General features: G+C 61.4%; 30 protein-coding genes and 1 tRNA gene. 15 read left to right on the top strand and 16 right to left on the bottom strand.

Annotated elements, in window-relative coordinates; translation table 11 throughout:
* Nucleotides 1-25: 25 nt before the first annotated feature.
* The 6 genes from JHX88_RS13500 to JHX88_RS13475 are packed head-to-tail and all read left to right on the top strand — an operon-like array spanning nt 26 to nt 5,394.
* Nucleotides 26-274 carry a head-tail adaptor protein gene (locus JHX88_RS13500; protein ID WP_076523441.1) on the top strand — a complete coding sequence of 83 codons (249 nt, stop codon included), beginning with the start codon at nt 26-28 and terminating at the stop codon, nt 272-274.
* On the top strand, nt 271-660 hold the full coding sequence (locus tag JHX88_RS13495) for a phage terminase small subunit P27 family (RefSeq protein ID WP_076523438.1): 390 nt from the start codon (nt 271-273) through the stop codon (nt 658-660). Before JHX88_RS13500 ends, JHX88_RS13495 begins: the two co-directional genes overlap by 4 nt.
* Nucleotides 660-2,318 carry a terminase large subunit gene (locus tag JHX88_RS13490; protein WP_076523436.1) on the top strand — a complete coding sequence of 553 codons (1,659 nt, stop codon included), beginning with the start codon at nt 660-662 and terminating at the stop codon, nt 2,316-2,318. Before JHX88_RS13495 ends, JHX88_RS13490 begins: the two co-directional genes overlap by 1 nt.
* A 9-nt stretch (nt 2,319-2,327) precedes the next feature.
* Nucleotides 2,328-4,550, top strand: coding sequence for a tape measure protein (locus JHX88_RS13485; RefSeq protein WP_076523434.1), 2,223 nt, complete (start codon nt 2,328-2,330; stop codon nt 4,548-4,550).
* The gene (locus JHX88_RS13480) at nt 4,550-4,903 is read left to right on the top strand and encodes a phage tail assembly chaperone (RefSeq protein ID WP_076523431.1); all 354 of its coding nucleotides are present in this window, start codon (nt 4,550-4,552) and stop codon (nt 4,901-4,903) included. The genes JHX88_RS13485 and JHX88_RS13480 overlap by 1 nt, the downstream gene beginning before the upstream one ends.
* Nucleotides 4,903-5,394, top strand: a complete 492-nt coding sequence (locus tag JHX88_RS13475; RefSeq protein ID WP_076523429.1) for a hypothetical protein — start codon at nt 4,903-4,905, stop codon at nt 5,392-5,394. The genes JHX88_RS13480 and JHX88_RS13475 overlap by 1 nt, the downstream gene beginning before the upstream one ends.
* A gap of 608 nt (nt 5,395-6,002) precedes the next feature.
* Here the strand turns inward: JHX88_RS13475 and JHX88_RS13470 are convergent.
* From JHX88_RS13470 to JHX88_RS13460, 3 genes are all read right to left on the bottom strand, one after another.
* Nucleotides 6,003-6,164, bottom strand: a complete 162-nt coding sequence (locus JHX88_RS13470; protein WP_176011395.1) for a hypothetical protein — start codon at nt 6,162-6,164, stop codon at nt 6,003-6,005.
* 384 nt (nt 6,165-6,548) lie between these two features.
* Nucleotides 6,549-6,767: a hypothetical protein gene (locus JHX88_RS13465; RefSeq protein ID WP_272848031.1), complete on the bottom strand. Its 219-nt coding sequence runs from the start codon at nt 6,765-6,767 to the stop codon at nt 6,549-6,551.
* Nucleotides 6,745-6,900, bottom strand: a complete 156-nt coding sequence (locus JHX88_RS13460) for a type II toxin-antitoxin system antitoxin (RefSeq protein WP_084202850.1) — start codon at nt 6,898-6,900, stop codon at nt 6,745-6,747. The genes JHX88_RS13465 and JHX88_RS13460 overlap by 23 nt, the downstream gene beginning before the upstream one ends.
* A 126-nt stretch (nt 6,901-7,026) precedes the next feature.
* Between JHX88_RS13460 and JHX88_RS13455 the strand changes: the two genes are divergently transcribed.
* Genes JHX88_RS13455 through JHX88_RS13440 form a run of 4 tightly spaced genes read left to right on the top strand, consistent with a single transcriptional unit; the run spans nt 7,027 to nt 7,956 of the window.
* Entirely contained in the window at nt 7,027-7,215 is a 189-nt protein-coding gene (locus JHX88_RS13455) for a hypothetical protein (RefSeq protein WP_076523426.1), read from the top strand.
* The gene (locus tag JHX88_RS13450; protein ID WP_076523424.1) at nt 7,212-7,442 is read left to right on the top strand and encodes a hypothetical protein; all 231 of its coding nucleotides are present in this window, start codon (nt 7,212-7,214) and stop codon (nt 7,440-7,442) included. Before JHX88_RS13455 ends, JHX88_RS13450 begins: the two co-directional genes overlap by 4 nt.
* A complete protein-coding gene (locus tag JHX88_RS13445; protein WP_076523423.1) occupies nt 7,436-7,666 on the top strand; it encodes a hypothetical protein in 231 nt (76 codons plus the stop codon). The genes JHX88_RS13450 and JHX88_RS13445 overlap by 7 nt, the downstream gene beginning before the upstream one ends.
* The gene (locus JHX88_RS13440) at nt 7,663-7,956 is read left to right on the top strand and encodes a hypothetical protein (RefSeq protein WP_076523421.1); all 294 of its coding nucleotides are present in this window, start codon (nt 7,663-7,665) and stop codon (nt 7,954-7,956) included. Before JHX88_RS13445 ends, JHX88_RS13440 begins: the two co-directional genes overlap by 4 nt.
* Before the next feature lie 158 nt (nt 7,957-8,114).
* Here the strand turns inward: JHX88_RS13440 and JHX88_RS13435 are convergent.
* From JHX88_RS13435 to JHX88_RS13415, 5 genes are all read right to left on the bottom strand, one after another.
* Nucleotides 8,115-8,204: transfer RNA gene (locus tag JHX88_RS13435), tRNA-Ser, on the bottom strand.
* 330 nt (nt 8,205-8,534) lie between these two features.
* Nucleotides 8,535-9,863: an HlyC/CorC family transporter gene (locus JHX88_RS13430; protein WP_076523419.1), complete on the bottom strand. Its 1,329-nt coding sequence runs from the start codon at nt 9,861-9,863 to the stop codon at nt 8,535-8,537.
* An 8-nt stretch (nt 9,864-9,871) separates the two neighbouring features.
* A complete protein-coding gene (locus JHX88_RS13425) occupies nt 9,872-10,846 on the bottom strand; it encodes a site-specific tyrosine recombinase XerD (protein WP_076523417.1) in 975 nt (324 codons plus the stop codon).
* Entirely contained in the window at nt 10,843-12,327 is a 1,485-nt protein-coding gene (locus JHX88_RS13420; RefSeq protein WP_141225748.1) for a hypothetical protein, read from the bottom strand. The genes JHX88_RS13425 and JHX88_RS13420 overlap by 4 nt, the downstream gene beginning before the upstream one ends.
* Nucleotides 12,320-12,457 (bottom strand): hypothetical protein, encoded by a 138-nt coding sequence (locus tag JHX88_RS13415; protein WP_176011394.1) that lies wholly within the window; start codon nt 12,455-12,457, stop codon nt 12,320-12,322. The genes JHX88_RS13420 and JHX88_RS13415 overlap by 8 nt, the downstream gene beginning before the upstream one ends.
* A gap of 145 nt (nt 12,458-12,602) precedes the next feature.
* Here JHX88_RS13415 and JHX88_RS13410 point away from each other — a divergent pair, with 145 nt between their 5' ends.
* On the top strand, nt 12,603-13,139 hold the full coding sequence (locus JHX88_RS13410; protein ID WP_272848030.1) for a shikimate kinase: 537 nt from the start codon (nt 12,603-12,605) through the stop codon (nt 13,137-13,139).
* Nucleotides 13,136-14,248, top strand: coding sequence for a 3-dehydroquinate synthase (gene aroB / locus JHX88_RS13405; protein WP_076523414.1), 1,113 nt, complete (start codon nt 13,136-13,138; stop codon nt 14,246-14,248). The genes JHX88_RS13410 and aroB overlap by 4 nt, the downstream gene beginning before the upstream one ends.
* A gap of 55 nt (nt 14,249-14,303) precedes the next feature.
* On the opposite strand, the gene JHX88_RS13400 is transcribed toward aroB, so the two are convergent.
* The gene (locus tag JHX88_RS13400; RefSeq protein WP_076523412.1) at nt 14,304-15,350 is read right to left on the bottom strand and encodes a Leu/Phe/Val dehydrogenase; all 1,047 of its coding nucleotides are present in this window, start codon (nt 15,348-15,350) and stop codon (nt 14,304-14,306) included.
* Between the two features lie 241 nt (nt 15,351-15,591).
* The gene (ssb, locus tag JHX88_RS13395; RefSeq protein WP_076523410.1) at nt 15,592-16,077 is read right to left on the bottom strand and encodes a single-stranded DNA-binding protein; all 486 of its coding nucleotides are present in this window, start codon (nt 16,075-16,077) and stop codon (nt 15,592-15,594) included.
* A 215-nt stretch (nt 16,078-16,292) separates the two neighbouring features.
* Between ssb and JHX88_RS13390 the strand changes: the two genes are divergently transcribed.
* Nucleotides 16,293-16,916 carry a lytic transglycosylase domain-containing protein gene (locus JHX88_RS13390; RefSeq protein WP_076523408.1) on the top strand — a complete coding sequence of 208 codons (624 nt, stop codon included), beginning with the start codon at nt 16,293-16,295 and terminating at the stop codon, nt 16,914-16,916.
* A gap of 87 nt (nt 16,917-17,003) precedes the next feature.
* Here JHX88_RS13390 and JHX88_RS13385 read toward each other — a convergent pair whose 3' ends face one another.
* The 6 genes from JHX88_RS13385 to JHX88_RS13360 form a co-directional block, all read right to left on the bottom strand.
* The gene (locus tag JHX88_RS13385; protein WP_076523406.1) at nt 17,004-18,293 is read right to left on the bottom strand and encodes a homoserine dehydrogenase; all 1,290 of its coding nucleotides are present in this window, start codon (nt 18,291-18,293) and stop codon (nt 17,004-17,006) included.
* A gap of 241 nt (nt 18,294-18,534) precedes the next feature.
* On the bottom strand, nt 18,535-19,056 hold the full coding sequence (locus tag JHX88_RS13380) for a YhcG family protein (protein ID WP_076523404.1): 522 nt from the start codon (nt 19,054-19,056) through the stop codon (nt 18,535-18,537).
* Nucleotides 19,057-19,099: 43 nt separating this feature from the next.
* On the bottom strand, nt 19,100-19,924 hold the full coding sequence (locus tag JHX88_RS13375) for a glycosyl transferase (protein ID WP_076523402.1): 825 nt from the start codon (nt 19,922-19,924) through the stop codon (nt 19,100-19,102).
* 181 nt (nt 19,925-20,105) lie between these two features.
* Entirely contained in the window at nt 20,106-20,267 is a 162-nt protein-coding gene (locus tag JHX88_RS13370; RefSeq protein ID WP_176011393.1) for a hypothetical protein, read from the bottom strand.
* Nucleotides 20,268-21,143: 876 nt separating this feature from the next.
* Nucleotides 21,144-22,142 (bottom strand): Fe(3+) ABC transporter substrate-binding protein, encoded by a 999-nt coding sequence (locus JHX88_RS13365; RefSeq protein ID WP_076523399.1) that lies wholly within the window; start codon nt 22,140-22,142, stop codon nt 21,144-21,146.
* Between the two features lie 126 nt (nt 22,143-22,268).
* The gene (locus tag JHX88_RS13360; protein WP_076523397.1) at nt 22,269-23,288 is read right to left on the bottom strand and encodes a DUF6630 family protein; all 1,020 of its coding nucleotides are present in this window, start codon (nt 23,286-23,288) and stop codon (nt 22,269-22,271) included.
* A gap of 236 nt (nt 23,289-23,524) precedes the next feature.
* On the opposite strand from JHX88_RS13360, the gene JHX88_RS13355 reads away from it, so the two are divergent.
* Together JHX88_RS13355 and rplU are read left to right on the top strand one after the other, a co-directional pair.
* Complete coding sequence (locus tag JHX88_RS13355; protein WP_076523395.1) at nt 23,525-25,351, top strand: ABC-F family ATP-binding cassette domain-containing protein; 1,827 nt, start codon at nt 23,525-23,527, stop codon at nt 25,349-25,351.
* Nucleotides 25,318-26,022: a 50S ribosomal protein L21 gene (gene rplU / locus JHX88_RS22340; RefSeq protein ID WP_419182340.1), complete on the top strand. Its 705-nt coding sequence runs from the start codon at nt 25,318-25,320 to the stop codon at nt 26,020-26,022. Before JHX88_RS13355 ends, rplU begins: the two co-directional genes overlap by 34 nt.
* Nucleotides 26,023-26,034 lie beyond the last annotated feature (12 nt).

Raw genomic sequence — 26,034 nt, 5'->3', positions numbered from 1 at the left:
GAACCGGCGCTGATGAAGTCAGCCTATGAGATCGTGGATCGCATGGGCGCATCTGGCCACGCTGCGGGCCGAGAAGGTCGAGCAATCCACGACTGAGTATATCCGCAACTTCGGCGCCAGCGACGAGGAAGTGGCCGTTTTTCGCGCCCGGTTCTTCGACGGGATCACGAACGCGGATCGCATGGTCTGGAACGGCGATCCGTTCAACATCAAATCCGTGGCCCCGATTGGTCGCCGCAAGGGCGTGGAGCTGCGCTGCGTGAGGATGCCATGAAGGGAACCAAGCCAGCATTGCAGCAGGATCAGGACGCAATCCTGCGTTCTATCCCCGCGCCTGACTGGCTGGACCCGAAGGCCCGCGCCGAATGGGACCGCGTAATGCCGGTGCTGACCGAACGGCGCATCCTGACCGATGCCGATCTGGGCGGGCTTGAGAATTATTGCATCGCCATTGGCCGCGCCCGGCAGATGGAGGCGGCGATCCAGGTCGAGGCTGACCCGGAGCTGATGCTGAAATTCGTGCGCGTCCAAGACAAGGCGATGGCCTCGGCCCGCCAGCTTGCCGCCGAGCTTGGCCTGACGCCGGTTTCCCGGTCACGCCCTGCGATCCGCGATGATGAGGATGGAGACGACACCCCGAACCCTCTGGGGATGGGCTGATGGCCACGACCTTCCCCGAATGGATTTATGACGGAAGCGAGATCGCCGATCCGTTCGGGCATGGCGAGCGTGCCGTGCAATTCCTGCGCGCCCTGCGTCATCCGAAATCCATCCTGCCGAACCGGGCCTTTCAGCTCGACCCCTGGCAGGAGCGGATCGTGCGGCGCATCTATGGCCCCCGGTATGAGAACGGTAATCGGATCGTCAACACAGTCGCGCTGATGCTGCCGCGTGGAAACCGCAAGACATCGCTGGCCTCTGCTTTGGCGCTTCTCCATACGTTCGGGCCCGAGCGCATCCACAATAGCAACTCGATCTTTGCCGCATCAGATCGCAAGCAGGCGGGCATCGCGTTCCGTGAGGCTGCCGGTATCGTCCGGCAGGACAAGAGGCTCACATCCGCTATCAATATTTATGACCCCCAGAACGCGCCGAAAAAAATCCTGTATCGTCGCGATGCCTGCACGCTGGAAGTCATCTCAGCTGATGCGCCCGGCGCGCATGGGGAAACGCCTGGCTTCGTTCTGGCCGATGAAATCCACGTCTGGGCGGCTGGCAAAGGCCGTGATCTCTGGGACGCCCTGACGACCGGCCTTGAAAAGATCGATGACAGCCTTTTGGTGGTCGCATCGACGGCGGGCCGAGGGCAGGACAGTCTGGCTTTCGAGTTTTTTGACGACGCCCGAAATATCGCGCGGGGTGCGGTTGCAGATGGCTCTATCCTGCCAATCATCTTCGAGGCTGACCGTCGCGACGATTGGGAGGATGAAGACCTGTGGCACCGGGTCAATCCCGGCCTGCAACATGGTTACCCCAGCCTCTCGGGCTTCCGCCGACACGCCAAGCGCGCACAGCGTAGTGTGGGCGCACGGCAATCCCTCAAGCAGCTGAAGCTCAATATATGGCTGGACGCCTCAACTGATCCCTTCGTGGACATGGATATCTATGACGCCGGTGCCAAGGACTATGATCTGGACGCGCTGCGCGATCAGTCTTGCTGGTTGGCGGTTGACCTGTCCTCGACCGTTGACCTGTCGGTGATCGTGGCCTGCTGGCGAACGGCTGACGGTTATGTTGTGAAACCTTGGTTCTTCTGCCCACAGGATGCCATCGACGCCACCGCAGGCGACTCCATGCTGGATGGCGAGGACGGAATATCGAACCGCGAGGATCGATCCGGCGCCCCGTATCAGGCGTGGCTTGAGCAGGGATTGATCACGGCAACAGCCGGATCGGTGATCGATTATCAGGAAATCGAAAACCGGATCATCGAGATTTGCGAAGAATTCAACGTCCAGGAAATCGCCTTCGACCCGCACATGGCGCGGCAGGTTCAGCCGAAAATCCTTGAAGCAGGCTTGCCGGCAGTGGATTTCCGGCAAATCCCTTCGCTGATGATGCCTGCGGTTCTGGAACTGGAGCGCGCAATTCTCGGTGGCGAGTTCTTCCACGGCGACAACCCGGTTCTGCGGCACTGCTTCGCGAATGTCGTCGTGAAGCGCAACGACCACGGTCATGTGGTCAAATTCACCAAGCCGAAAAAATGGCTGTCGATCGATGGCGCGGTGGCCTCGGCAATGGCGGTCGCGCGGGCTGCGGCAGGCGATGGCATGACCACCAAGGCAGATTGGTTCACCGACGAAATGTGGACAGCATAGGAGGCCGCAATGGCTGTAGACGAACGACTTGTGGTGATGCTGGAAGCCCGCGTCACCGAATTCGAAAAGCGGATGCGGCAGGCCGAGCAACGCGGCACCCGGACCTATCAGGGCTTACAACGCAGATCGCGCTCGGCAACCCGTGGGATGGAAGCCGATATGGTGCGCTCGACCACGGCGATCAACCGTGCCCTGGCGACCACGGCGGCACGGATCGGCGCATTCGGTGCGGCTTTCGCGGTGGCGCGCGGGGTGCAGGGCTATAACCGGCTTGCCGACGCGGCGACCGCCATGGCGAACAGCCTGCGCGTGGCCGGGCTTGAAGGGGCCGAACTGACGCGCGTCTATGAGCAGTTGTTCGCGTCGGCACAGAGGAATTCGGCTCCAATCAATTCGCTGGTGGACCTCTACAGCAAACTCGCGCTGACCCAGACCGAACTGGGCGTTTCCAGCGATGAGTTGATCCATTTCACCGATGGGATCGCGGTGGCGCTCAAGGTGGCCGGAACCGACGCCACGGCAGCCAGCGGATCGCTCTTGCAGCTTTCACAGGCGCTTGGCGGTGGCGTTGTCCGGGCCGAGGAATTCAACTCCATCCTGGAAGGCACCCCGACGATCGCACAGGCGGTTGCGCGCGGCCTGAAAGAGGCAGGCGGTTCCGTGGCCGAGCTTCGCAAGCTGGTGGTCAACGGCGAGGTATCCAGCCGGACATTCTTCCGCGCCTTCGAGGCGGGGTCTGCGGAACTGCGACGGCAGGCAGAAACATCACAATCCACTGTCGGGCAGTCCATGACCCGACTCGGAAACAGCCTTGTGACCGTGGTCGGCAAGTTCGATCAGGCATCCGGGGCCAGTAAAGGACTGACCGGGATCATCGGCGATCTTGCTGAAGGTCTGGATAATTTTGATGTCGAGGGCTTCATATCCGACATCCAGCGGATCATCGACAAGATCGACGATGCCGAGGAGGCGGCGGCAGGCTGGTTGCGGCAGATGGCCAATGCTCAAGCCTTTGCCGATCTGAACGAGGCCATGGGCATCACCGAGGGCGAGCAGATCATAAACCCGGACGTGCGCGAGGCTGAAAAGAAGATCAACATTCTGGAACGCGAGATTGAAATCCTGCAAGCCAACATCGAGAAAAATACCCGGCTCGGTTTCGACGCTTCCGACTCAATTGCCAGAATACGTGAGGTTCGCGCCGAACTGGCAGCGCTGAGAGCCGAAGCCGCGAACCTGCCCCGCTATGTCGCTGGCCTGAAACCTGACGGCACGGCTGTTTATGACATGGTCGATACCGGAACCCCGGTTTCGGGCTATTCACCACCGCCCATGCCTGCCGAACCTGTCAGCATTGCGGATTTTCCCGCTGATCGCTCCGGCAGTGGATCAGGTGGCGGCGGTAGACGTCGCAGGCGCCGCGGCGGTGGCGGCAAAGCGCAGCAAGATGACTTTGCCAAGGAAGTCGAGGCCACCCGCGAACGCACGGCAGCCCTTGAGGCCGAGGCGGCGGTCCTGGCGGCAGTTGCCATCAGCGGGAAGGATTATGGCGATGCCATGGAATTCGCCCGCAAGAAGGCCGAATTACTGACGGCGGCACAGAAGGCAGGCAAGGAAATCACCCCGGAACTGGAAGCCGAGATCGACGCTATGGCCGACGCCTACACGCAGGCCGGTCTGGCAGCCGAGGGCGCGGCGGAAAAGCTGGACCTGATCAAAGAGCGCAGCCAAGCAGGCAAGGACGCCCTGACCGATATGTTCGGCTCGATCATTGATGGCTCCATGTCGGCGAAAGAGGCCGTGGCGAACCTGCTGATGGAGATCGCCAAGGCGCAGCTTATCAGCGGCATCATGGGACTGCCGGGCATGGGCGGCGTTGCCAGCGGCATCGGCAGTCTACTGATCCCCGGCTTCGCCAAGGGCGGCATGCATAGCGGCGGCGTCCGGCTGGTGGGCGAGGAAGGCCCGGAGGTCGAGGCAACGGGCCCGGCGCGATACTGGACCGCTTCACAGATGGCCAATGCCATGCAGGGCAGTTCCGGCAGCCAGGCGTCCGGCAGTCAGGACATGAATGTGCATGTCACGGTCGGCGTGGACGAGAACGGCAACCTGCAACCCTTCGTGGATAAGCGCGTGGCTACCGGCGTCCAGATGGGCATCTCCCGTTACGACAAGGATAGCACGCGGCGATGGGGCCAGAACTACAAAGATTGGCAAAATAGGCGGATGTAATGAGCAAATTGAAAACCCACCTTTGCAAAGCCCTGAAAGCCCACCTGACCGGCGGCAAGGCCCGCGTGCCCGATGGTGGCCGGGAGATGTTGGATTCCTTCATGGCGCTGTCCCGTGCCCGTTCATGGCACGCCCACGGGCCGAACCCGATCAGCTGGGAGGCGATGGCTGCGTGGTCCCGGATCATGCGGGTGCCGGTCCGGCCGCATCACGCCGAGATCATTATGGCTCTCGATGATGTCTGGATGAGCCACACCATGCAACGAGACAATGCCCCGGAGGGCGTGAAGAAAATACCGCAGATGTCCAAGCAACCCCTAACGGCGGCGCTGTTCGATGTCGCGGTGAGCTGATGTATCTGGACAAAAAATCGAGGCAAGGGGATCGGCGTGAGCGTGACGCACGGCGCGGTCGCCTCGGGCCGGGGCGGTTCGACAATCTGGTGCGAGAGCTCGCAGGGGTTATCCGGCTGGCATTCGAAGCAGGCGCTACCAGTTCACTGTTCGGGCTTGAGGGGCCATTGCGCGAGGGCATTCGCGCCGACCTCTGCCGCCAAGGATGGCACTGGCAAGACGCCGACGACATGGCGCGCGAGTTGCTGGAATATGCGTTCAGGAAGGTGCACGCAATTCGCCCGAGTTGGGAAGAAGGACAAAGGGAATGGGCAATTCACGCAGGAACGCTGATCGAACGGACCCGCTGCATTCGCTGTCACACCCCCTTGCCGGAGGGTCACTACAAGTTTTGCAGCAACATCTGCGGAGCCTCGCACAGTCAGCGACTGGCAACCCGCAAGCGGGCAAGCGACGAGAAGGCGGTGAAGCTTGCGATCGTCTCGATCTAACGCATCGCTGCGAATACTGCGGCACCCCGCTGCCAGATGGTTCCCGAAGCTCGCGAATGTATTGCACTCCACAATGCAAGCAAGATCACCGCACCGCTCTGGATCGGGAGGCCATGGGACTGGAACCCAGGCCACCACTCCCAGATAAAGCCGTGCGAAAATGTGGGCAATGCGGAGGTCCGATCCCGGAGCAAATGCGGCGCGGGACGGAATATTGCAGCGTTCGCTGTGTCAACTTGGCACGGCGGCAAAGATCGATGCAGGCCACCAACCCGATACCTTGCGAAAACTGCGGGACGTCCTTCCGGCCAGACGGCCCGAAGCGGCGGTTCTGCTGTCATCAGTGCGCCGTCGATGCCACAAAGGTGCGCAGCGAGATAGCATGCGCGCAATGCGGGACGCTCTTTCACCCCAAGACCTACACGGCCCGCTTCTGTTCGGCGTCCTGCGTGGCGAAATATAAGCATGCGCACGGAATGCTGCGCCGGAAACTAACTGCGGAGAGGTTGGACAGGCTTCTGAGGCCACCGCGCCCAAAGCGCCGGTATCGAATGCGCCTGACCCCCGCGCGCTTCGACAGGATGGTGGGAAGTTAGGCGCGGCCTTGTTCAGAGAAGATCGGGCAATCCGCTCGTCATATCCCGCACGGCGTCTTGTTTGCCTTTCTCAATACGGGCAAGATACTCAGTAGCGGTTTGGATGTGCGCGAGACGCTTGTTCATCTCTTTCAGCTGTTCCAGAATTTGTTCGTTTGTGTCTTTGTCAGTCATAAGTATCACCGTTTTTTGTGTCTTTAAACTATAAGCCCTCTCAGTGCTTTAGAGCATTTGCTGACCAGCTTGAGAAAGGCTTCATCTGAGGCTTTCGGGTCGCTTGAATGCTCACGATACCATAAATCGTTAGCCATCTTATAAGCGGTTCTTGCGACCGTCTCGTGATCGACATCTATTGAGCCGCGAATTGTCCTGTTGTCGCTCATCGGAGATCCTTGTATCTTGCTATAGGCAAAATCTTGCCTATCCTTGGAGCAAAAGCAAGGCTAGACTATTAATCTTCCCTGACGATCACTCGGCCCTGACGCTCTGCGAGGAATATGCGAATCATCTCGGGCCGCCGCATTTTGGCATTAGGTCCGGCAAATCGGCGGGCTTTCTTCATATCTCGAATTTCTCATGTGGCTTCACGGCATCCCCGCGCATGATCGACGCAAGTTGCTCCACATCCCAGCGGTCATGCTTTACAGGGCCCGGCAATGAGCCGCACTCGACAAGCTGCCGGAACTCGGCAGGCTTCATATCGAGCATCTTGGCGGCATTCTCCAGCCGCACGAACAGGGGCTGAATTTTCGAGTTACGTGCCATCTTGATAGCCATGCTCCTTCAACCAATCGCGCAGGACTATCGTCACCAGCGAAGATACAGAGCGATCATCAGCCGCAGCTGCACGCTCCAGTGCCTCTTTCATCTCTTCGGGAATGCGGAAACCAAGCGCAGCTGTCTTTGCCATCTAACATTCTCTAACATTTTTATTGACGAACATTGTTAGAGAATCTATAACGCATAATCAGGCCGAGGGGAAGCGCCAACTTCCCGCTCGGCCCTGACCGAAACGCGATCTACAAGGAGAACGCGAATGGCTACCAACAGCCTTATCACAGGTGCATTGCCTGTCGCCAGACTGCATGAACTGCATGATCTACTAACCCTCGCCCTGGACGCCACGGAAAGCCGCGTCGGCTATACGCAGGCTGAACGGGAAGCCCGCAGTTATGTGCGTGGCGCTCTGCGTCATACCAACCGCCTGATGGAGGTGGCAGCATGAGCAAGCAACTCATTCACAAAATCAACGATGTGGGCGATATCCTCGATCAGATGGACAGTATGGAGTATCTGCTGTCGTCGGCGGCGTTGGAAAATGAGACTGAAAATCGCGGCATCGCTTACGGCCTCAACCATCTAAGCGACCTGCTCAGGAAGGCTCAATCGGGCCTCGATGCACTCAAGGCAGATTTAAAGCTGCGCTGTGAGGAAGGGGGTGAAGCATGCTGACCGCTGATGAATACCGCCGCCAACGCGATGCCCTCGATAGCAAGATGGCAGAACTGGGCAACCTAAATGCGCTACTGCAGTTGGTCGCCTGGAACGCGGCACAGATAAGTGCAGAGCCGGGCAGCGAAATCGCGCAGCTCAGGGATGCCGTGATCGGGCTGGGTAGCGCGATCGACGGCGTGATGAAGAAGGACGCCTATGATCTGGCGACGGGTGCAGCATGAACCGCCGTCAGCTATTTCGGTCACTCCCGGCATTCGGCTTCTCGCTTGCCGGGCCTGCCGCCGCAATCGCCACCGAACGCGGCACCGATCTGGATCAACTGCACTATCATTTCAATGAAATGCTGCGGTTGCTGGGCGAGAAGGCACCGGACGGCGGCGAGTTCCTCGGCGTCTGGTGCAACCCCAAGAAATCCGGATGGGAAATTCTCGTTGGGGTGAGGGACGAGGAAAGCAGTTACTACTTCTCCAACAGACCGTGGATGAAGCAGATCGCGTTCACTAAGGCCTGATCCTGATCGCCTCCGGCTGTGATGGCCGGGGGCTGATTCATTGCGGGACGTGGTGAAATGTTCCCGCATATTCCGAATTTACGAGGGGGAATTTCAGGGGGAACTGCGCGGGGTGCCGGTGATATTTTCTAGCAAAAACAGTCACTTGCGTGGGTTGATGGCGGAGACGAAGGGATTCGAACCCTCGAGGCGGTTTCCCGCCTGCACCCTTAGCAGGGGTGTGCCTTCGACCGCTCGGCCACGTCTCCGCCGATCCGTATATGGATCAAATGAGGGGAAAACAAGGGGCTTTTGGGCCTTTGACGGCATGAAACAGTAGGCGCCTGTTTCAACGGATTTTGCCCGATTTTCGTGGGATCACCTGTGAGCCAAACATGCGCGCTATGCGAAGAATATGCGATAAGCATACGCCTTACTCTTCAATCATGTCTCGAGACGAAAGGATCATCCAACATGTTCCTGATCGCGGGCAGCGTCGCCCGCAGGATGGGCGCGTAGGAGCCCGGTCGCTTTTGGAATGGCCGTTTCGTCAGTTCGACAGCGCGGGTCCATCAATCCATCCGCGTCACAAGAATGCCTCAATCGTCCGTGCTGCGCCTCTCGTCGAGCGGGCGGATTCGCAGCTTGGTGATCCGGTTTTCACGACGGCTGACCACTTCAAAGCGGTAGCCGTGGAAAGCAAATACCTGACCGGTTTCCGGGATCGATTGGGCCATGTGGATGACCAGCCCCGCGACGGTGTTCGCCTCGTCATCCGGTAGATTCCAGTCGAGTTGGCGGTTCAGGTCGCGGATCGTCATGCCGCCATCGACCGTATAGTCACCCTGCGGATTCGGGGTCAGGGTCTGGTCGGCCTCGGTATCATGCTCATCCGCGATCTCGCCGACGATTTCTTCGAGGATGTCCTCCAGCGTGATCAGCCCGCGCAGAGAACCATATTCGTCCACGACCAGCGCAAAATGCGCGCGGCGCTTCAGGAACTCGCGCATCTGCTCGTCCAGGGCGGTCGTGTCGGGAACGAAATAGGGTTTCATCGCGACGGCCATCACGTCGAATTTCTGCAAGGCCTCGGGATCGCCGCTATCGCGCACAGCTTTGTTGACCGCCCGCAGCAGATCCTTGGCATGGACGACGCCCACGACATTCTCGCGTTCGCCCTTGTAGACGGGCAGGCGGGTATGCGGGCTGGCCAGAACCGCGTCCAGGATATTCGAAGGCGACATGTCGCAATCGATCATCTGGATGCCGGAGCGATGGCGCATGATCTCTTCGACAGTGCGATTGCCGAGGTCCAGAGCGCCCAGCAGGCGGTCACGATCCTCTTTCTGCACCACGCCAGAGGCATGGCCGATGGAGAGTGCGCCGGCGATCTCGTCATGGACCGAGAACATATGCGACTCGGGATCGGTCTGGAGGCCGAACAGGCTCAGGATGCCGCGCACGATTACGCGCACCACGGCGACGATCGGTGACAGGAGCAGGGTAACCCACCGGATCGGGCGGGCAACGAGGCTGGCGACATTCTCGGGCGCGGAAATCGCGTAGGTCTTTGGCATCACCTCGGCAAAGATCAGCACCAGAACCGTCATGACCAACGTGGCCATCGCCACCCCGCTCGACCCGAGAAGACGGGTGAACAGGGCGGTGGCGAGACTGGCTGACAGGATGTTGACGACATTGTTGCCCAGCAGGATGGCGCCGATCAGCCGTTCGCTATCCTCGGTGACCTCCAGGGCGGCATTGGCCCCTGCATCCCCCTTGTCCGCGCGTGCGCGCAGCTTGGCGCGGCTGGCGGCGGTCAGCGCGGTCTCGGAGCCCGAGAAACAGCCGGACAGCATGAGGAGAACAATAATTGCCGCAATGGTAAGCCAGAAGGCGGCGTCGAAGATACTCGAAGGGTCGTCCATGGGATCCGTCAGTTGTTTTCGGAAGTTGGCGCATCCCGAGATACGGATTGCGCCAGGGGATGGTGGTTCAAGACAAGGTCGCGCATGCGCTGATCTAGAACATGGGTATAGATTTCGGTCGTGCCGAGATCGGCGTGGCCCAGAAGCGTCTGGATGCTGCGCAGATCGGCGCCGCCCTCAAGAAGATGGGTCGCAAATGCATGGCGGATGACATGGGGCGTAACACGTGACGGGTCAAGCCCCGCGCTTGCGGCCATATCCTTGAGCAGCCGTCCGAAGCTTTGCCGGGGCAGGTGGCCCGCGGCTCCTGGCGCGGGAAACAGCCAGCGCGCACCCTTGCCCGCGACCAGCCGGGCCAGCGGGCTGTCCTTGGGTGCATTGTCGCGGAACTCGAGCCATCCGGACAGTGCGTCGCGGGCCGGAGAGGTCAGCGGAACCATGCGTTCCTTGCCGCCCTTACCCCGGATCAGTAACACGGCGGGATCGCCCCGGCAGGCGGCGACAGGCAGGGCCACCAGCTCGCTGACCCGCATGCCGGTGGCGTAGAGCAATTCGATCAGGCACAGGTTCCTGGCCCGCTCGGCGGTGCCGCGGCCCAATGCAGGAGCGGCGGCAAGGATCGCCTCGACCTCGTCCCGGCTTAATGTCTTGGGCAGGCGTTGGGCACGGCCGGGGCCGGTGATGCGGATGGCGGGATCATCCTCGCGCCAGCCTTCTTCCAGCGCGAAGCGGGTGAATTGCCGAATCGAGGACAGCCGTCTTGCCCGTGTGGCACGGGACAGGCCCTCGGCATCGCAATGTGCCAGGTAATCCTCGACCCGTTCCCGTGTCAGATCGAACAATGTCAGGCGCCGTCCCGCAAGCCAATCCGACAGGTCGCGCAGGTCCCGGCCATAGGCCAGCAGCGTGTTCCGGGCAGCCCCGGCCTCGGCAGCCTGCGCATCCAGGAAGCCCGAGATCGCGCGATGATCGGGAATGCTCATCCCGGAGCCTTTCTCATATGCGGTAAAAGCGTGAGCTGCGTGGCCGCCAGATCGGCATCGGCATCCAAGCCAAGCGCACGCAGCATCGCGATACCCCGCCCGGCGCGCGGCAGATCGCCATCCATGCCCGCGTCTATATCGGTCATCGCCGTCAGCAGCGCCTCTCCCCTTCGGTCCGCCGGTGGTTGGGGAAGATCGGTCCGCAATTCCCGGAGGATCTCCATCGGATCACTACCTGGCAAACCCTGCCATTGCTGCAGCCAGCCGGTGATCTCCCCAGCCTCCCCTCCGCTGTTGGAGGGCAGGTCCGCCGCCACCATCGCCGCCAGGACATCCGCCATGTCGGCAGAGCGGAACTCGTCAAAGGCGCGGGGCAGGGCGGTCGAGACATCTCCTGCAGAAATCGCAGCTTCGAGCGCCTGCATCCTTGCAGCCCGCTCCCACACGCCACCCGAGGCGGCTGGCTCCTGTTCGGAGTAAATCTCGCGCAGCCGTGCCGGCGGGAGCGCACCCGCGCGGGCCAGCCTTTCCGCCGCTTCCAGCCGGGCCTTCCAGCCGCTATTGGCGCGCAGATCGGATTGCGCGAAGGCCAGCGGCAGAGGGTGTGTCGGCAATGGCTGACCGATGGCCTCGTGAATGCGGAATTCCAACGGGGTGACGCGATCCGAAGGGATCAGCTCTTCATCGCTGTCCACGTAGGAATCATGCAGGAAATGCGTCAAAAGCTGCGCTTGCCCGGCCTCGATCAGGCCAAGATCATCCGCACCGTTCAGCCCGATGGCGGCAGCGGCCCAGTCACCCGAATGGGCCAAACAGAAAATGCGGGCGGAAAAGCTGGGTGCGATGCCCGGCGTGGTGTTCATGGTTTCGCAGGCCCGCGATTCGTCGCCCTCTAGCAGGGCTATGTCGAAGAGACGCCGGAACTGTTCGGGATCGCCGTGACCGGCCGCGAAGAGCAGTGCCTGCGCCTGGTCCAACGCGCCCATATCCAGCAGACGGTCGGTTCGGGCCAGAAACAACTGTCCCTGATGCATCCGCGAATCCGCGGGAGGCAAAAGCTGGGCCTTCAGGATTCGCCGCAACAGCGCGTTCATCGATGGCAGGCGGGCAGGGCTTTGCGCGATCTGTTCGGAGATTGTCGCGACCTCGCTGCCCTGCCACAGATCTTTGGGCAATCCGGCATTTCGTGCGGTGATCGTCCCGGCCATGTCGGGATTGGTGCCGTCCAGGCGCGTGACCTCGATCTCGCCCACCGCTCCGCTCTCTGCCACGGGCTGCGGGTTTCCATGCCCCCTGATCTGTGGAGGCGGTATTTCACCGGGCCGCCAGGCAGAGCTTTCGCGGGGCGGGCCCTTGACGCTGCCGGATAACCAATCGCTGGCCGATAACGGGGTTTCGGCATGCACCGCTCCGGCGAAAAACAGCTTCGCCAGAAAGAGTGCCATCAGGCTCGCTCCGGTCAGATGAAGGGAATCAGTCACTCCCGTCCCCTGTGCCGACCGGAGTGCGTATCTCTTGCTGAGGCGCCTGCATGTCGCCAAGATAGGCATAACCCACCAGCGCGATCAGCGCGGCGAGGATCAGCACCACCAGAAGTTTGAGTAACCGCATTTATTTCTGCCTTTGCTCTGCCTAGTTTGTATCCGTTCTACGGTCTTTTGCCGGTTCCGCCCAAATATATATGGCAATTCGGAAAAGATCACGTCATTCAGTTCCCCCGGCGACAACCATCCGCCGGAAAAAGAGGCGAAGGAAGATGAAGCGGCATATTGTCATGATCGGCATGATGGGGGCGGGCAAGACCGCGATCGGGTCCGAACTGGCCCGACGGCTGCATGTGCCCTTTACCGATTCGGATGCCGAGATCGAATCCGCCGCCGCCATGAGTATCAGTGAAATCTTCGCCCGCGATGGAGAGGCCTTCTTCCGGGACCGTGAAACCCAGGTGCTTTCACGTATCCTCAAGGGGCCGCCGGGGGTGGTTTCGACCGGGGGCGGGGCCTGGATGCAGGCCGGGAACCGCGAATTGATCCGGGCGCATGGGCTATCGGTCTGGCTGAATTGCGATCTGGAAACCCTATGGCACCGCGTTCGCCAGCGCAGCACGCGCCCGTTGTTGAAAACAGCCGATCCCAAGGGAACGCTGGCTAGACTGCTGGAGCAGCGCGCGCCGGTCTATGCCGGTGCGGACGTGACTTTCGAAGCCCGAGCGGATGACAGTATCGAGGCTGCGGCGACGCGGTTGATCGATCAACTCCGCGGCATTGTTCCCGAATTCCCGGAGGCGAAATGACCGAAACCACCCATGTTCATGTCCCCTTGGGCGAGCGCGCCTATGACGTCCGGATCGGGCCCGGTCTGATCGCGGGGGCCGGAGCCGAGATCGCGCCCCTCCTGCACCGCTCGCGTGTCTGCATCGTCACGGACGAGACCGTCTCGGCACTGCATCTGGAACGGCTGCGCGATGCGTTGAGCGTCGAGGGGATCGCATCGGAAGCGCTGGTCCTGCCGGCAGGAGAGGCGACCAAGAGCTGGCCGCATCTGACCCGCTGTGTCGAATGGCTGCTGGAACAGAAGATCGAGCGGCGCGATATCGTCGTAGCGCTTGGCGGCGGGGTGATCGGGGATCTGGTCGGTTTCGCGGCGGCGATCCTGCGGCGTGGCGTGCGCTTCGTGCAGATCCCGACGACGCTTCTGGCGCAGGTCGATAGCAGCGTCGGCGGCAAGACCGGGATCAACAGCTCGTTCGGCAAGAACCTGATCGGCGCCTTTCACCAGCCCGCGCTGGTGCTGGCTGATGTCGAGGTGCTGGATACATTGACCTCGCGCGATTTCCTGGCCGGATATGGCGAGGTCGTGAAATACGGCTTGCTGGGCGATGCCGGTTTCTTCGACTGGCTGGAACGGAACGCGCCACGTCTGCGCGACGATATGGCGCTGCGCCAGCAGGCGGTGGCGCATTCGGTACGGATGAAAGCCGGGATCGTGACCCGTGACGAGACCGAGCAGGGCGAACGGGCGCTGCTCAATCTTGGTCATACCTTCGGCCATGCGCTGGAGGCGGCGACCGGCTATTCCGACCGGCTCCTGCATGGCGAGGGGGTTGCCATCGGCTGTGCGCTGGCTTTCGACCTGTCGGCGCGGATGGGGCTGTGCAGCCAGGAGGCTCCGTCGCGGGTGGTGGCGCATCTGCGACAGATGGGCATGCCCGCGAAATTGACGGATATTCCAGGTGAATTGCCCGATGATCAGGCGTTGATCGCGCTAATGGGGCAGGACAAGAAAGTCGTCGATGGAAAGCTGCGTTTCGTTCTGGCCCGCGGCATCGGAGAGGCCTTCGTCAGCGACGATGTGCCGGGCGATGTCCTGGCAACCGTTTTGGAAGATGCGCGGCTGACTTGATCCCGGACCGAAGGGCGAAGCGGGGTTGATCGCCGCCGCCCTTTCGGCACCCCGCTCAGGCGGCGCTTGCCTCGCGCAGCATTTGCTCGACCATCTGATCCGCGATCTGTTCGGTGCTGCAATTCCCGGCGGTGGCGCGCGTCAGCATTTCGGCCACACGCCCGGCGATGCCGTCCAGCCGCTCGCGCCGCCACGCGTCACCCGTGCCATGGATCTCGCTGGCGACACTGATGATACCGCCGGCATTGACCACGTAATCGGGCAGATATGTGATCCCGCGCGCCCGCAGCTTTTCTGCGATGCCGGGAGTGGCCAGTTGGTTGTTGGCAGCACCGCAGACAAGGCGGGCGCCCAATTTCGGGCTGCTGTCTCCGTTCAGCACGCCGCCGAGTGCGCAGGGCGCGAAGATATCCATCTGCTGATCGAAAACCTCATCGGGGGCGCAGACCGTTGCCTCAAGGCGGGTCTTGGTGTCCTCCAGCGCAGCGGTATGGATGTCAGTGACGATCAGATCCGCCCCGGCGACATGCAGTTTTTCGGCAAGCGAAAGTCCGACATGGCCGAGCCCCTGTACCAGCACCCGCCGCCCGGTCAGATCAGCGCTTCCGAACACATGTGCCGCGCCGATTCCAAGGCAGCGGAACACACCTTCGGCGGTCCAGGGAGAGGGATCGCCCGATGCATCCGACAGGCCGACGGCATAACGGGTTTCTGCCGCTGCATATACCATGTCCTGGGGCGAGATGCCGACATCCTCGGCGGTGTAATATATGCCCTTCAACGCATCCACCGCCCGGCCGAATGCACGCATCATCGCCGGTGTCTTGTCGCGGCGCGCATCACCGATGATGACCGATTTGCCGCCCCCCAGCCCCAACCCGGCCATCGCGTTCTTGTAGGTCATGCCGCGCGCCAGCCGCATGACATCGGCAATCGCCTCGGCATCATTGGCATAGTTCCACATCCGGCAGCCGCCCGCCGCGGGGCCCAGCACGGTCGAATGCACGCAGATCAATGCGCGCAGCCCGGCCGAGGCATCCTCGGCCAGCACCAGGCGCTCGAAGCCTTCGGGCCTGTCGAGATCGGTGAGTCTCAGTTCCATGTTCTGCTCTCCTCGTCGCAGGCGTTCCGGTCCGGACCGCCTTGAAACAAGGTCAGAAAACGGCATTCCGCCTGCATTGCAAGCATAGGATCATCTGCAAAGATCGCATGGGGCGGTGCGCAATTTGCGTCAGAATCGGTCCCGATTGGCGCAATTATAACCCGGTTTGGGCGAAAACGAATGGGCGGCCCCTTGGACCGCCCGATGTGGTGATTCGCCGTGAATGCCGTAAGCCGGTATCTCAGAACGGGATCTCGTCGTCGTAATCGCTGCGCCCGCCACCGCCTGACGGGGCGCCGCCTCCGCTCGACGGGCTGCCATATCCGCCTCCGCCACCGCCAAAGCTGCCCGAATCGCGGCTGCCGCCGCCTTCGCCGCGCCCGTCCAGCATGTGCAACTCGCTACGATAGGGCCGCAGGACGACCTCGGTGGAATAGCGGTCCTGTCCGTTCTGATCCTGCCATTTGCGGGTCTCCAACTGGCCTTCGATATAGACCTTGGAGCCCTTGCGCAGATATTGCTCGGCAACGCGGGCTAGAGGTTCCGAGAAGATCGCGACGGAATGCCATTGGGTGCGCTCCTGCGCTTCGCCCGTGTTGCGGTCTTTCCATCGTTCTGATGTTGCGATCCGCAGATTGACCACCTTGCCGCCATTCTGGAATGTCCGCACCTCGGGGTCCTGGCCCAGATTGCCAAGAATGATGACCTTGTTGACGCTGCCTGCCATGGTGGGCTCTCCGGTTTTCGATATGCTGCCGCCGGTCTATCCCAGTCACGGCAAATACTGCAAGTCGTTCGGGCCTGGATGCGGATTACCGGCCTGTCGGCTATTTTTCGCTTTCCCGTTCCGACGGCTCATGCTTGAAAAAGCCTTGCTGGCGAAGGCGGGAAATTCATGTATAGTGCCCAAAAAATAATGCCAGGCTAACGAGGGCGGAGTTCATGAGGATCACACCGGTGATGAGAGCCGTGATCGGCACGGTGTTGCTTGCGGGAATTGCATTGCCCGCTGCGGCAGAGGGGCTGCGACTGTCGGGAAGTTCATCCAAGTCCAGGGCCGATCAATTCGCGCGCCAGACCAGGCTGATGGATTCGCGACTTGCATCGCAATATCAGCAATCGGCAAGGCTGCAGCCCGGCGCGGGCAATCGCAGCGTGGTTGAGCTGGACCTGTCCCCGAATATTCCCGCCTATAGCGGAAAGCGCAGCGAATACACACCTCATGCCCGTGCGGCGGCGCGCCGCTATGGCATCCCCGAAGATCTCTTCCTGCGTCTCGTTCAGCAGGAATCCGGCTGGAACCCGGCTGCGCGTTCGCACAAGGGCGCGACCGGATTGGCCCAACTCATGCCGGGCACGGCGTCCAGGCTGGGCGTCAACCCGCATGATCCGGTGCAGAATCTGAATGGCGGCGCACGCTACCTGCGCATGATGTATAACCAGTTCGGCAATTGGCGGCTGGCGCTGGCGGCCTATAATGCCGGGCCCGCCGCTGTCTCCAAATATGGCGGCATCCCGCCCTATCGCGAGACCCGCAATTATGTGCGCATCATCGCGGGCAGTTGACACGCCCGCGTCTTCTTCTTCACCTAAATATCCTCAGGGGGTGAATTGGCCGCAGGCCAAGAGGGGGCGCGAGCGCTCCCTGATTCGTCAGACCTCTTCGATCCGCAGTTCCACCGGATCGCTGACCAGCACACCGGTTCGCGGCAAGGCTTCGATCGCGAAATCGATCGCCTCCGGGGTTGTCTTGTGCGTCACCACCAGAACCGGAACGCTGCTGTCGCTGGCATGGCCGTATTGCCGCATCCGGTCGATCGATATCCCGGCATCGCCCAATACCGACGCGATCTTGGCCAATGCTCCGGGCTTGTCCTGCAGTTCAAGCCGCATGTAATAGGCTGCGGGCACCGCAGTGCGGGCGGGCTTTGCGGGATCGAGTTCGGCGGCGGGCTGACCGAAGACCGGCAGACGCACACCCCGCGCGACCTCGACGACATCCGACATTACGGCGCTCGCGGTCGGGCCTTCACCGGCGCCCGCGCCGCGCAGCACGATCTGTCCGACGCTGTCGCCCTCGACCACCACCATATTGGTGCCTCCCGCCAGTTGCCCGATGGGACTGTCGGCGGGAACGAGACATGGTGACATGCGCTGCTCCAGCCCGCGGGGGGTCATCTGCGCAACGCCCAGAAGTTTGATCCGGTAGCCCATATCCGCTGCGCGGCTGATATCGTCGATGCTGACACGCTCGATTCCCTCGATCTCGACGGCATCGAAATTCACCCTTGTGCCAAAGGCGATCGAGGAAAGGATCGCCAGCTTGTGGCCCGCATCGATGCCACCGACATCCAGGTTCGGGTCGGCCTCCAGGTAACCGAGCTGCCGCGCCTCTTCGAACACGGCCTCATAGGGCAGTCCGGCATTCTCCATCCGCGTCAGGATATAGTTGCAGGTGCCGTTCATCACCCCCATGACGCGGGTGATGCCGTTTCCGGCCAGCGACTCGGTCATGGTCTTGATCACCGGGATGCCGCCCGCGACGGCCGCCTCGAACCGGATCACCCGGCCAAGGCTTTCGGCCAGTTCGGCCAGCTCCTGCCCATGCATAGCCAGAAGCGCCTTGTTCGCCGTCACGACATCCTTGCCGGAACGCAAGGCCGCCTCGATGCTGTCCCTGGCGATGCCGTTGTCGCCTCCGATCAACTCGACATAGAGGTCCACGTCCTCGGCCTGCGCCACGGCCATGGGATCGCTTTCCCAACGGTAGGCCGAGATATCCGCGTCACGGTTCTTCATCCGGTCGCGGGCGCTGATGGCGGTAATGGTAATCCCGCGTCCCGACCGCTTCGCCAGCAGGTCGGCGTGCTTCTGAACGATCTTGACGACACCGATCCCGACGGTGCCAAGCCCGGCGATGCCGAGGCGAAGGGAGGACGACATGAAAGCCTCTCGGTTTGGATTGCGCGGGTTGTTAGCGCGCCCGGGCCGGCGTTGCAACGCGGTAACGCGCTTTGCAACCCGTCCGGCCTGGTTCCGAAGAGGCCTGCGTGACGAATAAGCCGCTATTCAGCCGCGAATCCCGCGACAACCTTCTCAATCTCAATCTCAATCTCAATCTCAATCTCAATCTCAATCTCAATCTCAAGCCGGGTTCCGGGGGGACGGCGGCCATGCGCGCCACCTACTCTTCGTCACCATCGCCCGCCAACTCACCCTCGATCCCCGTGGCGCGCATGATCGAGACCACCCGCCGCGCAATTCTCAACGTGTCGGCGTGGATCTTCTCGATATCCTCGGCATTCATCTCGTCGGGATAACGTTCGCCGCGGGTATTGATGAAGGTTGGGTGCCAATATCCCGGCTCGCTGCCCGGACGCCAGGAGGCATGGCACAGAAGGTTGCGCTTCAGTCGTATCGCGGTCAGTTCGTCGGCTAGGATATGGCGGTCATCGACCCTTGCACGCTTGGCCGAGGCGACAAAACTGTCGATCAATGTGCCAAGTGTGTCGTCGGCGATTTCTTCCATCCGCCGCAACCAATTTTCCAGCTCCTTTTCGCCGACATCCTCGCCCAGTCCCTGACGGGTCAGCGAGAATATGGCGCGCTTGAGAGCTTCTTCGAGGAAGCCGAAGCCGGAGACGGCGTGGCCGATCGCGGTGGCCATGTCATCCGAGAGGCGGTCTGGGGCGCGGGGCAGGCTCATCTTGGTCGTCTTGTGTCCAGGGTTCGATGGTTTTGGAAAGTGGCTATTCGCGCCACATTGTTTCGACCCAACCGGTGGGACGGAGATAGTGGCGCAGATGTTTCATCAGGCCCTCGCGGCGATCCTTGCCGAACGCGGCCCGCAGGTGATCCAGCGGGGGGCGAGGCGTGGCGTGTTCGTCCCACCGTCCGAGGATGGCGTCCGGCGGGTTCAGGTTGCCGGGGAAGATGACGATCCTCGCGCCCCGAGGAATGCGCGGCTCCTTCAGGTAGTTGAGCGGAAAGATCGGCACGCATTGCAGCCGGAAATGCGCCATCCAGCGAAGCGGCCAGAACTTGACTCCGCCCGGCGCATTGCGCGTCACGAAGCGCTGTTCGTAGCGATAGGTATCGGCCACACCCTGCGGATCGGCGCGAAAGATGTCCTGCAAGGGGGCGAGCTTGCCGACCCACATCCGGTAGACCGAGGTCTGGCCCATCCGTTCGAAGGGGGTATTGAGATTGCGCCCCAGGATCGTGTCCTCCGGGTCGCCATATTCGAAGAAGTCGTCGATATTGCCGGTGACGATCACGTCGAGATCGAGAAACAGAACCACGCCTGTCACGTCGCCAAGATCACCCCAGAGCCGGGATTTCGGCCATTTCCCGCGTGTACGTTCAGGTGCCTTGTAGTCGAATTCGGGCAGGGGACGTATGGCGATGTCGGGATGCAGCCCGGTACCGTCATCTGTAAAGCAATAGAGGCGGAAGGGCGGGGTGATATTCCGTGCGATCATGCCATGCAGGCGATTCACATATTCCGGACCGAACTTGGTGCCCCATTTGATGCAGATGATCTGCTTGACCGATCCGTTGCGCCCGTCGCTCATGCTACCCTCATCATTGCCGGAAAAAGCGTTTCACAACCCATGGCTGAGGGCAAGGGAAGAAGCTGGCAATCATCCGGATCGCGCAGCACAATTCACGCGATACTGCCCGGTACCATGCGGTAAGTTGGAAAATGATACCGGGGAAGGGTGCCGGCCAGCTGCATGAGCCGGCCGGCAAGCTTCAGGCGGCCCTGCCAGCAGCCCTGTAAGCGTCGAACTCGCTGACGATCCGGCGTGTCTGATCTTCGTGGCTGAAATAGCCGTACATCTGTTCCAGTGCTACATCGGCCTCGCTGTTGCGCAGGCGCTCGGAAATGCTTTGCGGTTTCGAATCTTGGCTCATGTCTGATCTGCCATATTGGAGTTGGCTCCTCCGCATTCGATCAGATAAGGGCGATGCCACGCGCATTCCAGTGCTGCGACGCGGCGTCACTTTTGGGTGCAATGCTGCCATGCAGAAAGCGCATTGACCCGCCGCCCGATCCGGATTTGTCTGGCAGGGCCATTCGGCACATCTTCTTCATTGAAGGGTCTATACAAGATCGCTGCTTGAGCGGTTCTATTCTGCATGATTTGAGCGGTATCTTGTAGAGATTCCGATTCCGCGTGTTGACCCTGAATTCGGTCTCCTTGAGAAAGACCGGAAAGCTGTCTCGTCGCAAGCTGTTGAACTTCTTGTGGCGTCGCTTGGCATAGCTCCAGAAGCTCTCGATCCCGTCGATATGGACGCCGTTCTCGACATGGACGGAGCGCTCGCACCCCAGTATTCGTTGATCCGGCGATGGCGTTTGAAGCCTGCCGCGACCAGGCCGTCATAGCCGCGGAACCCGTCGGTGGTGATATCGGCCACGGGATGAACGCGGCCAGCGATGATTACCTGAAGTGTTGCTTTCGAACAGTTTTTTCACGATCTGGCAATGCAGGCGTCCGCCGGGTTCCAGGATGGTGAAGACCGGCGTCTTCTTCGTGGGCCCCGCCCGGGTCAAAGGCCAGCCCGGCCAACGCAGCGGCCCTATCGGCAGTCATATCGAGCGTGAACAGCCGCAAGAGGTCATGAATGTCCGCTGCGAAATTCTCCCCGACACAGATAGCGGTTTTTCTGAGCCATAAGAGCACCTTGAGATGCTCTTATGGCAAACTCAGCTTGTATAGCCCCTTGGGCAAATATCCCGAGGGAAGTCGGCGTCAGCCGGATGGGAGCAGAACCCCCTGAGGCGGCTTATCCGTCGAAATTGACTTCCTCGATCAGCGTCAGTGCTTCGGGACGCAGCTTCGAGATCTCGCTCAGCGGGGTGCTGTCAGGCGTGAACTCGCCCCAGCTTTGCACGACCTCGGAGCGTTCGACATGGTCCGAGACGGGGAATTCGTAATTCGTCTCGGCATAGATCTTCTGTGCCTCGTCGCTGACCAGGAAATCCATCAGCTTTGCCGCGGCTTCCTTGTTCGGCGAGGATGCGGTCATTGCCACGCCCGACACGTTCACATGCGTGCCGCCATCCTCGAAGACCGGGAAGACGATGCGGACGGATTCGGCCCATTCCTTCTGCTCTTCGTCCTCAAGCATCTTGCCCATGTAATAGGTGTTGCCCAGGCTGATATCGCATTCACCCGCCCAGATGGACTTGACCTGAGCCCGGTCGCTGCCCTCGGCCGGCTTTGCCAGATTCGCCTTGACGCCTTCCAGCCACGCCTTGGTTTCCTCGGCGCCGTGATGGGCCAGGTAGGCGGCGGTCAGGGCGACATTGTAGTCATGGGTGAAGGGACGGGTGCAGATGCGGCCTTTCCATTTCGGATCGGCCAGATCCTCGTAGCTGGTCACCTCGCCATCGGCGACGCGTTCCTTGCTGGCATAGACGATGCGGGCGCGGGTGGTCAGGCCGAACCAGTGGCCATCGGCATCGCGCAGGGTTTCGGGCACAACCTCCAGCGCCTCGTCCTCGACAGCCTGGGTCACGCCGGCATCCTTGACCTCGCCCAAGCGCGCGACGTCCACGGTCATGATCAGATCGGCGGGGGAGCGGTCGCCCTCTGCCTTCAGGCGCTCGACCATGCCCTTGTCGACATAGGCCGTGTTGACGGTGATCCCGGTCGCTTCGGTAAAGGCATCGGTCAGCGGCTTGAGCAATTCGGGCTGGCGGTGGGAATAAACATTCACCTCCTCGGCCAAGGCAGGCAGGGCAGTGGCGCCCATCAGGGAAGCGATAAACAAAGAACGCATCGTTGACTCCTTTAGTCGGGTTTCCAGATGCTTTTCACATTGTCGCTATCGCTGCGTCAATAGCCCGGTGTGATTATGCACAATGCGCAAAATCGGGGTGGGCCAAGAAACTTGCCGGGGTCGTCGTCATCGTTTGAACAGATGCGAAAACAGGTCGGAGAACCGCAACGGGGAATGTATCTCCTTCAAGCCGATATTTCGCCCAGCTTCCAGAAATCGGAAAATATTCGCTTTCCCTGTCAATGTCAGAATATAGCTGTCTCCGATATCGGCCAGGAAAACCATGTGAAATCCCAACCGGCGCAATTGCGGCCTGGCGCGCTTTAGCCAGTATTCGGTCAGGACATTCTCGTCGTCATCTACCAGATCGACCTCTCCTCCGCATTCGGGTGCGACCCGCTTCAGGATCTGGTTGAGGTTCCAAGCGACATCCTCGGCACTGGATTTCCAGTCAAGCACGCGGACATAGGAATTGTCGTGAAAATACCCGTAGAGCAATGTCTGCCGCCACGAGAAATTACGGCATGCGGCGCGCGACATGTCCGTCAGCAGGTCCCGGGATTCAAGATATTCCCGCGGTGAGGTCGCAGCAGGAAGCAAATGATCCTGAATGTATTGCTGCGTTTCTGCCGTATGACCTCCAAGCATGCCGCCGAAGGTCTCCAGCTCCGCGAGATTCACATCTTCCGGGACGATCTCTGCAAGTTTTTCCTCCTTGCTGGCCGGAAAATAACCGAGCCGTTCCGCCAATCCCTCGATCTCGGTGAACATGCGCGCCAACTCTTCCTGTTGGGCGGGATCGTCCACCGACGCCCAATGCGCTTCGATCTGCGCGAGAGTCGGGATATTGCCATCGAGCCAGGGCGACCGGGCGGCCCGAGAGGCGACGCGCATGTCGGTTTCATCGTCCAGAAGACAGAGCCAATAGGTCGTGTCGTTCTTGCCCAGATGAAAAAAATCGAGGGATCTCGGGACATGGAAGCCCCTGAAATCCTCTTGCGGCTGATGGCGGATGCCGATCCCGACACCCTGCGGCCCCGTGCTTAGTCCCAAGGTATTTATCCGGGCGAGGCGTTCTACCCGGTCGCGAGAGATAAGCCGGGACGGCAACGGAGAAAGCGCCTTGCGGTCGAGATAATATGGCATATGCGTTTCCTTCGAATGGTTCCGGCATCTGTCCGGGCCCGATCTCAGCCCATGAGCTGACGGGGGCGGGTGCCTTGCGGCCTGCAGCTAGTGCAAGAGTGACCATGAGATCAATGACAGGGGCCGCGCGACTGCGGTGGCAGCAGAGGAATGATTGCCCAAAATTTCCGCCTGCCGATGCCGTACCAGCTCCACGCCGCATTGACCGCGACCCCGGCCCGCTATAGGGCGCGGCCATGGCACGCGCACCCTTGTTACAACTGACCGACATCTCGCTGACCTTCGGCGGCGATCCCGTATTCGAAGACCTGTCCCTGACCGTCCAGCAGGGCGACCGGGTGGCGCTGGTCGGGCGCAATGGCTCGGGCAAATCGACGCTGATGAAGGTCATGGCCGGGCTGGTCGAGGCAGACCGGGGCGAGGTTGTGCTGAACGCGGGCAGCCATGTCGGTTACATGGAACAGGATCCCGATCTGTCGGGATTCGAGACGCTTGGCGATTTCGCCCGCGCCGGATTGCCCGAGGGCGAGGGCTACCGGGTCGAGATGGCTGCCGAGGGGCTGAAATTCGATCCCGACCGCCCGGTGTCCACCGCGTCAGGGGGCGAGCGGCGGCGCGCGGCGCTGGCGCGTCTACTGGCGCAGGCACCCGAGCTGATGCTGCTGGACGAGCCGACCAACCATCTTGATGTCGAGGCGATCGGCTGGCTTGAGGATCACCTCAACCAGACCCGCGCCGCCTATGTCATCATCAGCCATGACCGCGCCTTCCTGCGCCGCCTGACCCGCGCGACCCTGTGGATCGACCGCGGCGAGGTGCGGCGACGAGAGAGGGGCTTCGAGGGTTTCGAGGACTGGCGCGAAGAGGTCTGGGCCGCCGAGGACGATGCGCGCCACAAGCTCGACCGCAAGATCAAGGCCGAGGCCCGTTGGGCGGTCGAGGGCATCAGCGCAAGGCGCAAGCGCAACCAAGGACGGCTGCGAAACTTGCAGGCGATGCGGGCCGAGCGGGCCTCGCAGATCCGCCGGCAGGGGACGGCCGCGATGGCGCTGGATGCGGGGTCGCAATCGGGAAAGCGGGTGATCGAGGCTCAGGGCATTTCCAAGACATTCGGTGAGCGGGTGATCCTGAAACCCTTCGACCTGCGCGTACAGCGGGGCGACCGGGTGGCATTCGTCGGCCCGAACGGGGTCGGCAAGACCACCCTGATCAAGATGTTGACCGGCGAGATCGCGCCGGACGAGGGCGAGCTCAAGCTTGGCACCAATCTGGAGATCGCCGTATTCGACCAGGCCCGCGCCGCGCTGAACCCCGATCAGAGCTTGTGGGATTCGCTGACCGGCGATCCCGATATGCGGGTATCCGGTCGGGCCGATCAGGTGATGGTACGCGGTCAACCCAAGCATGTCGTGGGCTACCTCAAGGATTTCCTCTTCGACGAGGCACAGGCCCGTGCGCCCGTGCGTAGCCTGTCAGGGGGCGAGAAGGCCAGGTTGCTTCTGGCGCGGCTGATGGCGAAGCCCTCGAATTTGCTGGTCATGGACGAGCCGACCAACGATCTGGATGTCGAGACGCTGGACCTGTTGCAGGATATTCTGGGCGACTATGACGGCACCGTGCTGTTGGTCAGCCATGACCGGGATTTCATCGACCGCGTCGCCGATACGACGATTGCGATGGAGGGCGATGGCCGCGCCGTGGTCTATGCCGGGGGCTGGACGGATTACCGGGCGCAGCGGGGTGAGGATTCCGCTGTTCAGCCCGTGCAGTCCGGGAAAATCGCACCGGCTGCGGCATCGGCCTCGAAATCTGCCGGTAAGCAGAAGCCGGGCAAGGACGGGCTGAGCTTTACCGAGAAGCACCGGCTGGAAGCCTTGCCCGCGATCATCGAGCGGCTGGAGGCCGAAATCGCCAAATTGTCGGAATTCCTGTCCGATCCCGATCTTTACCGGACCGCTCCCGCCAAGTTCGAGAAAGCGACCGCGGCGCTGACTGAGCGTCAGGCGGCCTTGGCTGCCGCCGAAGAGGAATGGCTGAGTTTGGAAGAGAAGGCGGCGGAGTAGAACCGCGAGCCTTCGAACGTCAGCGAAAACTTGGGGATTTACTTGACTTGCCCGCTCGAATCCGCCATATCCACGCGGACCGGCCGGGCAAATGCCTTTGGCCGGTACGTTATTTATATGACTCCCCGATTGCAAACGGGGCGCTGTCCGAAGGCGGGATGATCCCGAAACACCGGAATATCCGGGGCCGAAGGACGCGGAAAACGAAGGAAAACAAAGCGATGTTCGCGGTTCTTAAATCGGGCGGCAAGCAATACAAGGTGCAGGCAGGTGACGTGCTGCGCGTTGAAAAGCTGAATGCCGCCGCTGGCGAGAAAGTCCAGTTCAACGAGATCCTGATGGTCGGCTCGACCCTCGGCACGCCGCTGGTCGATGGCGCATGCGTGCAGGCCGAGGTGATTGATCAGATCAAGGCCGACAAGGTCGTCACTTATGTCAAGCGTCGCCGCAAGCACAGCTCGCAGCGGACCCGAGGGCATCGTCAGCAACTGACCCTGCTGCGTGTGACCGACGTCCTTGAAAAAGGCGCTGACAAATCCAAAGTTAAACCTGCGGTCGGTGCGCGGACCAAGGATGACGAGATCGCCGCTGCCAAGCCTGCGAAGGCGAAGAAACCGGCCAAGAAAGACGCCGCTGCCGACAAACCGGCGGCTGACGCCACTGAAGCGTAAGGAGACTGACCC

The organism is Paracoccus saliphilus (assembly GCF_028553805.1).
Lineage (GTDB): Bacteria > Pseudomonadota > Alphaproteobacteria > Rhodobacterales > Rhodobacteraceae > Paracoccus > Paracoccus saliphilus.
The sequence above is the reverse complement of the archived record's forward strand: the minus strand, read 5'-3'. Positions and strand labels throughout refer to the sequence as shown.